Consider the following 9,443-nt stretch of genomic DNA (forward strand, 5'->3'; position numbering starts at 1 on the left):
GCCCGGGTTCCCCGTCGTCGACGGGGAACCCGGGCACGGCGCCCTCGCGTTGCAGGGGGCGGGGCCGGTCAGCGGCCGGTGCCGCCGTCGGCGTTGGGGCCGGCGTAGTCCTCGCCGTAGGCGCCCTTGGCGGGGCGGCGGCGGCGCATGGGCGGCTCGACGCCGTCCGCGAGGCGGCGGGCGGTGAGCAGGAAGCCGGTGTGGCCGATCATCCGGTGGTCCGGGCGGACGGCCAGGCCCTCGATGTGCCAGTTGCGGATCATGGTCTCCCAGGCGGTCGGCTCGTTGAAGCAGCCGATCTCCCGGATGGACTCCACGGTCCGGGCGAGCTGGGTGGTGGTGGCCACGTAGCAGCACAGGATGCCGCCGGGGACGAGCGCCTTGGAGACGGCCTCCAGGCACTCCCAGGGGGCGAGCATGTCGAGGATGACGCGGTCGACGTCGGTGTCGGACAGGTTGTCCTGGAGGTCGCCGACGGTGAGCTGCCAGGCGGGGTGCGGGCCGCCGAAGTAGCGCTCCACGTTCTGCTTGGCGATCTCCGCGAAGTCCTCGCGGCGCTCGTAGGAGTGCAGCATGCCCTGGTCGCCGATGGCCCGCAGCAGGAAGCTGCTGAGCGAACCGGAGCCGACGCCGGCCTCCACGACGCGGGCGCCGGGGAAGATGTCGGCGAAGGCGAGGATCTGCCCCGCGTCCTTCGGGTAGACGACGGCTGCCCCGCGGGGCATGGAGAGGACGTAGTCGGGGAGCAGGGGGCGCAGCGCGAGGTAGGCGACGTTGCCGGTGGTCCGGACAACGCTGCCCTCGGGAGCGCCGATCAGTTCGTCGTGCGGGAAGGAACCCTTGTGGGTGTGGAAGTTCTTTCCGGCTTCGAGCGTGAACGTGTAGTGGCGACCCTTGGGGTCGGTCAGCTGTACCTGGTCCCCGACCTTGAAGGGCCCGCGCCTGCGGGCGGCACCGGTCGGTTCGGACATGTGACCAGCCTACCGGGTCCCCGCGGAGGGCTTGACCGATGGACGGGCGGCGGGGCGGGACCGGCGCCCTTCGGGGTTACGGCGCCGGCCTGGCCATCGCCCTGACGAAGGCCCGCTCCACGTCGGCCGCCGACAGGACGCCGTAGATCTCGCCGGTCTCCTCGACCACGAGGTACTCGGTGGCCGGGGTGGCGCGCAGGACGTCCAGCAGTTCCTCGCCGGCCAGCTCGGCGGAGACCCGCATGCCGTCGGTCAGCTCCTGGGCGAGGCCGCTGACGGCCACCCAGGGGCGGCGGTGCTCGGGTACGCCGACGATGGCGGCCTCGCGGACGAGGGAGAGCGGGGTGCCGTCGACGTCGACCACGACCAGGGCGCGGGCCCCGGCGGCGTTGGCCCGGCGCAGCGCCTCGGAGAGCGGGGTGTCGTTCTCCACCGGTACGGCACGCCGGGTGAGGGTGCGGGCGCGCAGTTCGGGGAGGTGTTCGCGCAGCCGGGCCATGCGCAGGCTGTTGCCGGCGCCGGTCCAGATGATCGCGGCGAGGATGGCGGCGAGCAGGGCGTCGGTGACGGTGTCCATGCCGCCGACGTCCTCCCCGCCGCCGCCGAGGGTGCCGGAGGAGTTCAGCAGCGGCAGGCCGATCAGGACGGAGACGGCGAGGGCGCGGCCCACCCAGGCGGCGGCGACGGTGCCGCTCATCGGCTTGCCGGTGATCTTCCAGACGACGGCACGGAGCATGCGGCCGCCGTCCAGGGGCAGGCCCGGAAGGAAGTTGAAGATCGCCACGATGAGGTTGGAGATCATCAGTCCGGCGAGCAGGACGCCCGGCACGGTGCCGGGCTCGACCGGTTTCATGGCGAGGTAGAAGACGCCGGCCAGCACCAGGGACAGCAGCGGGCCGACGAAGGCGAGGACGAACTCGCGGCCCGGGGTCTCGGCCTCCTTCTCGATCTCCGAGACGCCGCCGAAGAACTGCAGCTGGATGCGGCGGACCGGGAGCTTGAAGCGGATCGCGGCGATCGTGTGGGCCAGCTCGTGGACCAGGACGGAGGCGTAGAAGGCGACGGCGAAGAAGAGGGAGACCAGGTAGCGGGCGGCGCCCAGCTCGGGCAGGACGCGGTCGAGCTGTCCGCCGAAGACCCAGGTGATCAGGGCGGCGACGAGGAACCAGCTCGGCGCGACGTAGACGGGCACGCCGAAGGGGCGGCCCATGAGGATGCCCCCGCCGGGCTCCTTCGGCCGCGGCCCGGGCGGCCGGCCCTTGGCGATGCCGGGGTGGGCGAAGGGGCGGTGCTGGTCGGGGGTGGCGTGGGTGCCGGTACCGGTACCGGTGGCGCGGTGGTCCGGCCGGCCGGGGGCCGGGTGCTGCCCGGTGGGGTTCTGCTGGGGCCCGGCGGGGTTCTGGTACGGCTCCGTCGGGCCGGGAGTGCCGGTCGGGGCAGGCGCGTCGGGGGGTGCGCCGTGTCCGGCGGTCCGGCTGCCGGTGGTGTCGCCACCGGGGGCGCCGGGGCCGGCGGACCGGCTGTGCACGGCCTCCGCGTCCGCGGGGGATCGACCGTCCCCGCCGGGGGTGCTGTCCGCGTCGGCGGCCGGTGCCGGGGCGGCCGGCGGCGCGGGGCCGACTGGCGGTGCCGGGGGGACCTGCGGTGCCGGGGCGGCCGGCGGTGTCGGGTGGGCTGTCGGCGGGGCGGCGTCCCCGGCCTTCTCCCCGGCCGTGTGCTCCGCCCCGTGCTCCGCCGTTTCCCTGCCCGTCCCGGTCCCGCTCCCGGGCTGGTCGTCCTCGAACGTGTCACCCGGGTGATCGGTGGGTCCGGCCGCCGGGGTCGTAGGATCCGCGGAGGCCCCGGCCGCCGACCTGTCGTTGCCGGACCGCGGCTGCCCGCTCCCGCCGCTCACGTCCACGGTGTCCCCTCGTTCGAAGCGTCTTCCGCACCTGCCGGACGGAAGGTCTCTGCTCGATGGTATGCGCCCGTCGTGGCGCGTTCCGCCCCGGCACCCCTTGTGTTCGCCTCGGCGACGCCCGGTGACACGGGCCGCGACCGGGTCGCTGTCGGTGGTGCCCCGTATGGTCTGGGGCATGGACAGCAGCATCGACGAGGCAGTGACCCCGGACGCGGGAGACGGGGCCGGGACCGGCCCCGCGGCGAGCGGTGGCCCGGGCGGGGCCGCCGGGGAGCGGAGCGCCGTCGCGCCGGCCTCGCTGTCGCCCTCCCGGGCCGGCGACTTCATGCAGTGTCCGCTGCTGTACCGGTTCCGGGTGATCGACCGGCTGCCGGAGAAGCCGAGCGAGGCGGCGACCCGGGGCACGCTGGTGCACGCCGTGCTGGAGCGGCTGTTCGACGCGCCCGCCGGGGAGCGGACCGCGCCCCGGGCGAAGGCGCTGATCCCGGGGCAGTGGGACCGGCTGCGGGAGAGCCGTCCGGAGCTGACCGAGCTGTTCGCCGACGATCCGGACGGCGAGCGGCTGGCCGGCTGGCTCGCCGAGGCGGAGCGGCTGGTGGAGCGCTGGTTCACGCTGGAGGACCCCACGCGGCTGGAGCCGGCCGAACGGGAGCTGTTCGTGGAGACCGAGCTGGACTCGGGGCTGCGGCTGCGCGGGATCATCGACCGGGTGGACGTGGCGCCGACCGGCGAGGTGCGGATCGTCGACTACAAGACGGGCAAGGCCCCGCGCCCGGAGTACGCCGAGGGCGCGCTCTTCCAGATGAAGTTCTACGCCCTGGTCGTCTGGCGGCTGAAGGGTGTCGTACCGCGCCGGCTCCAGCTGGTGTATCTCGGCAGCGGGGACGTGCTGACGTACGACCCGGTGCCGGCCGATCTGGAGCGGGTGGAGCGCAGGCTGCACGCGCTGTGGGAGGCCATCAGGCAGGCGACGGAGAGCGGGGACTGGCGGCCCCGGCCGACCAAGCTGTGCGGCTGGTGCGACCACCGGGCGCACTGCCCGGAGTTCGGCGGCGCTCCCCCGCCCTATCCGCTGCCGGTCCGGGCGGCCGGGTCCCGGGCCGGGTGAGGCGGGGAGCGGGGGCAGGGCAGAATGGGCCCGGACTAGCGAAGGAGTGTCACGTGGCCATCCGTGTCCTACTGGTCGACGACCAGCCCCTGCTGCGTACGGGTTTCCGGATGATCCTGGAGGCCGAGCAGGACCTCGCGGTCGTCGGCGAGGCCGGTGACGGCCTCCAGGCCCTGGACCAGGTGCGAGCGCTGCAACCGGATGTGGTGCTCATGGACATCCGGATGCCCCGGATGGACGGGGTGGAGGCCACCCGGCAGATCACCGGGCCCGGCCGGGACGGTCCGGCCAAGGTGCTGGTGCTGACCACCTTCGACCTGGACGAGTACGTGGTGGAGGCGCTGCGCGCCGGGGCGAGCGGCTTCCTGCTGAAGGACGCGCCCGCCAACGAACTGGTGCAGGCGATCCGGGTGGTGGCGAACGGCGAGGCGATGCTCGCGCCGAGCGTCACCCGGCGGCTGCTGGACAAGTACGCGACGCACCTGCCGTCCGGCGAGGAGCCGGTGCCGGACACCCTGCACACCCTCACGGACCGCGAGGTGGAGGTGCTGAAGCTGGTGGCGCGCGGGCTGTCCAACGCGGAGATCGCGGCGGATCTGTTCGTCAGCGAGACGACGGTGAAGACGCATGTGGGCCATGTGCTGACCAAGCTGGGGCTTCGGGACCGGGTGCAGGCGGCGGTGTACGCGTACGAGAGCGGGCTGGTGCGCCCCGGCGCCCAGTAGACGGCCGGAGGCCGGCGGACGACCGGAAGGGCGCCCCTCTCCCGTGGAGTGGGGCGCCCTCGCCGTGCCCGGTGTCAGCTGCTCTTGCTGAGTTCCCAGAAGCGGAACACCGTGGAGGCGTCCAGGCAGTACTCCAGGCCGTAGACGCCGTCGTGGACGACCGCGTACTGCTTGGCCTGCCAGACCGGCAGGACGGGCAGCTCGTCGGCGACGATGTCCTGGAGCCTGCCGAAGTCCTTGTCGGTGGCCGAGCGGTCGCTCTGCGCGGCGGTGCCGGGCAGCAGACTGCCGGTGATGGCGCGGTTGTCGTAGTGGTTGTCCAGCACGTTGCCCTTGCCGAAGAAGGGGGCGGTGAAGTTGTCGGCGTCCGGATAGTCCGGCACCCAGCCCTTCACGTACACGCCGTACTTGCCGGCGGCGATGTCCTTCTCGTACTGGTCGAAGGCGACGGACTTGACGTCGGCGTCGAACAGGCCGCTGGCGTTGAGCTGTCCGGCGATGGCCTTCAGCTCCTCGTCGGTGGCGGGGCCGTAGCGGGAGGGCGTGGACCACAGGGTGAGTTTCACCTTGCCGGTGATGTCGTCGGCCCGCAGGGCGGCGGCGGCCCTGGCCTGGGAGGGACGGGCGCCGTAGGTGTCGAAGAAGGCGGTGTTGTGGCCCGCGACCCCGGCCGGGACGATCGAGTAGAGCGGGGTGGCGGTGCCCTGGTAGACGTCCTTGATGAGGGCGTCGCGGTCGAGGAGGTAGGCCATGGCCTTGCGGACGCCGAGCTTGCCGGCCACCGGGTCCTTCATGTTGAAGACCAGGTGCTGCACCTCGGCGCTGGTGCCCTCGATGACCTCGACGCCCTTGCTGTCGTCCTGCTGGTCGAGCCGGGCGATGTCGGTGGCGGTCAGGCCTCGGTAGGCGATGTCGACGCCGCCGTCGAGGAGGGACTCCTTCAGGGCGGTGCGGTCGCCGTGGAAGAACTTCAGGGTGACGCCGGCGTTGTTGACCTTGGCGGTGCCCTTGTAGTTGCCGTTCACGGAGAAGACGGCCCGGTCCTCGTCGAAGGAGTCCAGCTTGTAGGGGCCGGAGCCGACCGCCTGGTGGTCGGTGCGCAGGGCGTTCGCGTCGTACTGGCGGTGGTCCACGATGGAGCCCGCGCCGGAGGCGATCTTGCTGGGGAAGGTGGCGTCGGGCACCTTCAGGTGGAAGACGGCCGTCCGGGCGTCCGGTGTCTCGACCTTGTCGAGCATCGGGAACATCAGGGCGGGACCGGCCGGGTCGTCGATCTTCAGCATGCGGTCGAAGGAGAACTTGACGTCCTCGGAGGTGAGGTCGTCACCGTTGCTGAACTTGAGGCCGTCCTTCAGTTCGCACGCGTAGACCGTGGCCCGGGTGTCGGTGAAGCCGCACCGCTTCGCCAGTTCGGGCTCGGGTTCGGTCGCGCCCTTGGGGAAGCCGAGCAGCGACTGGAAGACGTTGTCGAACAACAGCCAGGAGCCGGGGTCGTAGCCGGCCGCCGGATCCGTGGCGAGGACGTCGTCGGACATCCCGACCACCACGGAGGCGCCGGTGCCCCCGGAGTCACCGGTCTCGGTTCCGCAGCCGGTCAACAGGCCGGAGGCCAGCCCCGCCACGAGGGGCAGGACCGGCCACTGGTTGCGCAGGTTCACTCGAAGTGCCTTGTCGTCGGTTCGTCAGCCCGGGTCCGTCCGTCCCTGGTCCCGGGCCCCGGGGCCGCGTGTTCCGCGGCCCCGGGTGTCGAGAGCCGTCAGCCGCTCACGCCGCGGCCGAGCTCCCACAGCTGAAGCGTCGAGGAGGAGTTGAGGGCGTAGGCGGCGCCCGTGATGTCGTCGCGCGCGGCGACGTACTGCTTGCCCTGCCACAGCGGCAGGACCGGGACGTCCTCGGCGACCTTGTCCTGGATCTCGGTCAGGCTCTTGGAGGCGCCGAGCCGGTCGGCCTCGCGGCGGGACTGCGGGATCAGCGAGCGCTGGATGGTGGTGTTGTTGTACGGCGAGCCGAGGAAGTTGTCCTTGTCCAGGAACGGCGCGAGGAAGTTGTCGGCGTCGGGGAAGTCGGGGAACCAGCCCATGCCGTAGACGTCGTACTCGCCCTTCTGCTCGGCGGGCCGGAAGGTCTTCCAGGGGTGGCCCTCGATGGTGGCGTCGAACAGGCCGCTGTCGTTGAGCTGCTTCTGCAGGATCTCGAACTCCTGCTTGGTGGCCGAACCGTAGTGGTCGGTGGTGTAGTGCAGGGTCAGCTTCACCGGGGTGGTGATGCCGGCCTTCTCCAGCACGTTCTTCGCCTTGGCGACGCTCGGGTTGCCGTACTTGTTGAAGAACGAGTTGGAGTGGCCGGTGACGGTGGCCGGGACCATCGAGTACAGCGGCTCGGCCTGGGTGCCGTAGACCTTGGAGACCAGTTCGCCGCGGTTGACGAGCTGGGCCATGGCCTGGCGCACGGCCCTGGACTTGACGCTGGGGGCGTCGGTGTTGAAGGCGAGGTAGCGGATTTCCAGGCCCGGCATGTCGACCAGGTCGACCTTGCCGTCGTCGCCGGTGTCCAGCTTCTGGATCTGCGCGGGCGACATGGTGCGGGACATGACGTCGATGTCACCCGCGTCGATCGCGCTGCCCATGGCGTCGGCGTCGGCGAAGGGGCGCAGCTCGACCTTGTCGTTGTTCACCGTCACACTGCCCTTGTAGGACTGGTTCTTGGTGAAGGTGGCGGTCGTGATGGCGTCGTCGCTGACGTCGGCCTTGAAGGTGTACGGGCCGGAACCGTCGATCGCGAAGCCCTCGCGGAGCTTGTCCTTCGGGTAGTCCTTCGGGTCGACGATGCCCGCGACCGGGGTGGACAGCTTGTAGGGGAAGGTGGCGTCGGCGGTCTTCAGGTGGAAGACGACGTCGCGGTCGCCCTGCGTCTCGATGGTGTCGATGGTGTTCAGCAGGGCGGACACACCGCTGTCGGAGTCGATGCGCAGCACACGCTCGATGGAGTACTTCACGTCCTCGGCGGTCACCGGGTCGCCGCTCGCGAACTTCAGGCCCTCGCGCAGCTTGCAGGCGTAGCGCTCGCTGCCGCTGTCGGTGAAGGAGCAGCTCTCGGCGGCGTCCGGGACGGGCTCGCCCTCGCCCTTGGGCTGCGCCATCAGGGTCTGGATGGACTGGCGCAGGATGTTCCAGGTGCCGACGTCGTAGGCGTAGGCCGGGTCGAGGGGCGCGGGGGCCGCCTCGGTGGCCGTGAACTGGTCCGTGGTACCGACGACGATGGCGTCACCGCTCTTGCTCCCGCTGTCGGATCCGCCGCACGCGGCGAGAACCGGGGTGAGCAGGCCGGCCACCGCCGGCAGCACCAAAGTCTTGCGGTTCATGCGGGAGTTTCTCCAGAGCTGATTCGGGTCCGTGTATCCGGCATGCGGGGGCGGTGCGCGGGATCACGGGGGTTCTCGGCGATGTTCTCGCGATGAGATTAGTCCGCACCCGCAGGGGGGTTCACAGTCGTGTGAGCTGACCCCCCATCACGCAGGGGAACCGGTCGCGGACGCACCGAAAACCCGACAGCGGCAGGATTAGTGCAGCTTCCCATCAATCGGGACACAAGGTCCCGCCGGCACCGCCCGATCAGGGCCGGTCAGCACGCGTGGCCAACGTTGTCCAGACCCCTTGGGGTGGCGAACGTCACACTTGCGGTGGTGTGGGCGGGCGATGGAATCCGGCCGGGCGGCACCGGGCGGAATCTTCCCCCGGGGGCGCTCCCGGAAACGCGTCCGGCGCGGTCGGCGCTCCGCGCGCTCCCCGGGGGTTCCGCCGACGGGGAGCACCCGGGTGGACGGTCAGTGCGTCGGCACCATCATGTCGCGCAGAAAGGCCAGGTCGACCTCTTCCAGCGAGGAGACGACGGTGCGTCCCGGGGCCGGGCCGATGGGAGCGACGGAGGGGACGGCGACGACCCGGCACCCCGCGGCCTCGGCCGCGGCGACCCCGGTCGCGGTGTCCTCGACCACGGCGCAGCGGGCGGGTTCCGCGCCGAGTCCGGCGGCGGCGAGCAGATACGGGTCGGGGAAGGGCTTGGTGCGGGAGACCTCGTCGCCGGCGATGGACAGGGCGAAGTGGTGGGAGCCCAGCACGGCCAGCACGCGGTCGATGATGCGCCGGTGGGAGGCGGAGACCAGGGCGGTGGGGATCTCGTGCCGGTGCAGTTCGGCGAGCAGCCGGGCGGCACCCGGCATCAGCGGGAGCGCCCGGTCGATCCGGCTCTCGAAGCCCTCGTTGAGCAGGACGGTGAGTTCGGCGAGGCCGATGTCGGCGCCGGTGGCCTCGATGAGGAAGCCGGCGCTGCGGGTCATGGGGCCGCCGACCACGACATGGCGCCAGGTCTCGTCCAGGGTGTGCCCGAGGGAGGCAAAGACCTCCACCTCGACGTCCCACCAGAAGCCTTCGGTGTCCACCAGGGTGCCGTCCATGTCCAGCAGGACCGCTTGCAGGGCGGAGCCTTCGGCCGTACGGGTTCCTGGCGCGGGGACCGTACTGGTCATCCGGGCGCACCTCCTTGAGGGACGACCAGGCCGGCTCCCCGGTGGGGAACCGGCCTGCGGTGGACCGACCAGTGTACGACTTATCCGATCAGCGTGCCGAGTGAGACATGCGTCACCGTGCGTTGAAGTACTTCGCCTCGGGGTGGTGGATCACGATGGCGTCGGTGGACTGCTCGGGGTGGAGCTGGAACTCCTCGGACAGGTGGACGCCGAT

The 9,443-nt window shown here is 71.6% G+C and carries 7 protein-coding genes; 2 read left to right on the forward strand and 5 right to left on the reverse strand.

Annotated elements, in window-relative coordinates:
• Positions 1–68 precede the first annotated feature (68 nt).
• Positions 69–971: a tRNA (adenine-N1)-methyltransferase gene (locus ACZ4W9_RS39970; RefSeq protein ID WP_069781830.1), complete on the reverse strand. Its 903-nt coding sequence runs from the start codon at positions 969–971 to the stop codon at positions 69–71.
• 76 nt (positions 972–1,047) lie between these two features.
• Positions 1,048–2,871: a site-2 protease family protein gene (locus ACZ4W9_RS39975; protein WP_467944161.1), complete on the reverse strand. Its 1,824-nt coding sequence runs from the start codon at positions 2,869–2,871 to the stop codon at positions 1,048–1,050.
• 175 nt (positions 2,872–3,046) lie between these two features.
• Between ACZ4W9_RS39975 and ACZ4W9_RS39980 the strand changes: the two genes are divergently transcribed.
• On the forward strand, positions 3,047–3,979 hold the full coding sequence (locus tag ACZ4W9_RS39980) for a RecB family exonuclease (RefSeq protein WP_467944162.1): 933 nt from the start codon (positions 3,047–3,049) through the stop codon (positions 3,977–3,979).
• 53 nt (positions 3,980–4,032) lie between these two features.
• Entirely contained in the window at positions 4,033–4,704 is a 672-nt protein-coding gene (locus ACZ4W9_RS39985; RefSeq protein ID WP_467944163.1) for a response regulator, read from the forward strand.
• Positions 4,705–4,778: 74 nt separating this feature from the next.
• On the opposite strand, the gene ACZ4W9_RS39990 is transcribed toward ACZ4W9_RS39985, so the two are convergent.
• The 3 genes from ACZ4W9_RS39990 to ACZ4W9_RS40000 form a co-directional block, all read right to left on the reverse strand.
• Entirely contained in the window at positions 4,779–6,362 is a 1,584-nt protein-coding gene (locus ACZ4W9_RS39990) for an ABC transporter substrate-binding protein (protein WP_467944164.1), read from the reverse strand.
• A gap of 98 nt (positions 6,363–6,460) precedes the next feature.
• Positions 6,461–8,065 carry an ABC transporter substrate-binding protein gene (locus ACZ4W9_RS39995; RefSeq protein ID WP_467944165.1) on the reverse strand — a complete coding sequence of 535 codons (1,605 nt, stop codon included), beginning with the start codon at positions 8,063–8,065 and terminating at the stop codon, positions 6,461–6,463.
• Positions 8,066–8,527: 462 nt separating this feature from the next.
• Entirely contained in the window at positions 8,528–9,229 is a 702-nt protein-coding gene (locus ACZ4W9_RS40000) for an HAD family hydrolase (RefSeq protein WP_467944166.1), read from the reverse strand.
• Between the last annotated feature and the right edge of the window lie 214 nt (positions 9,230–9,443).

It is taken from the genome of Streptomyces sp. NPDC029296 (genome assembly GCF_055569255.1).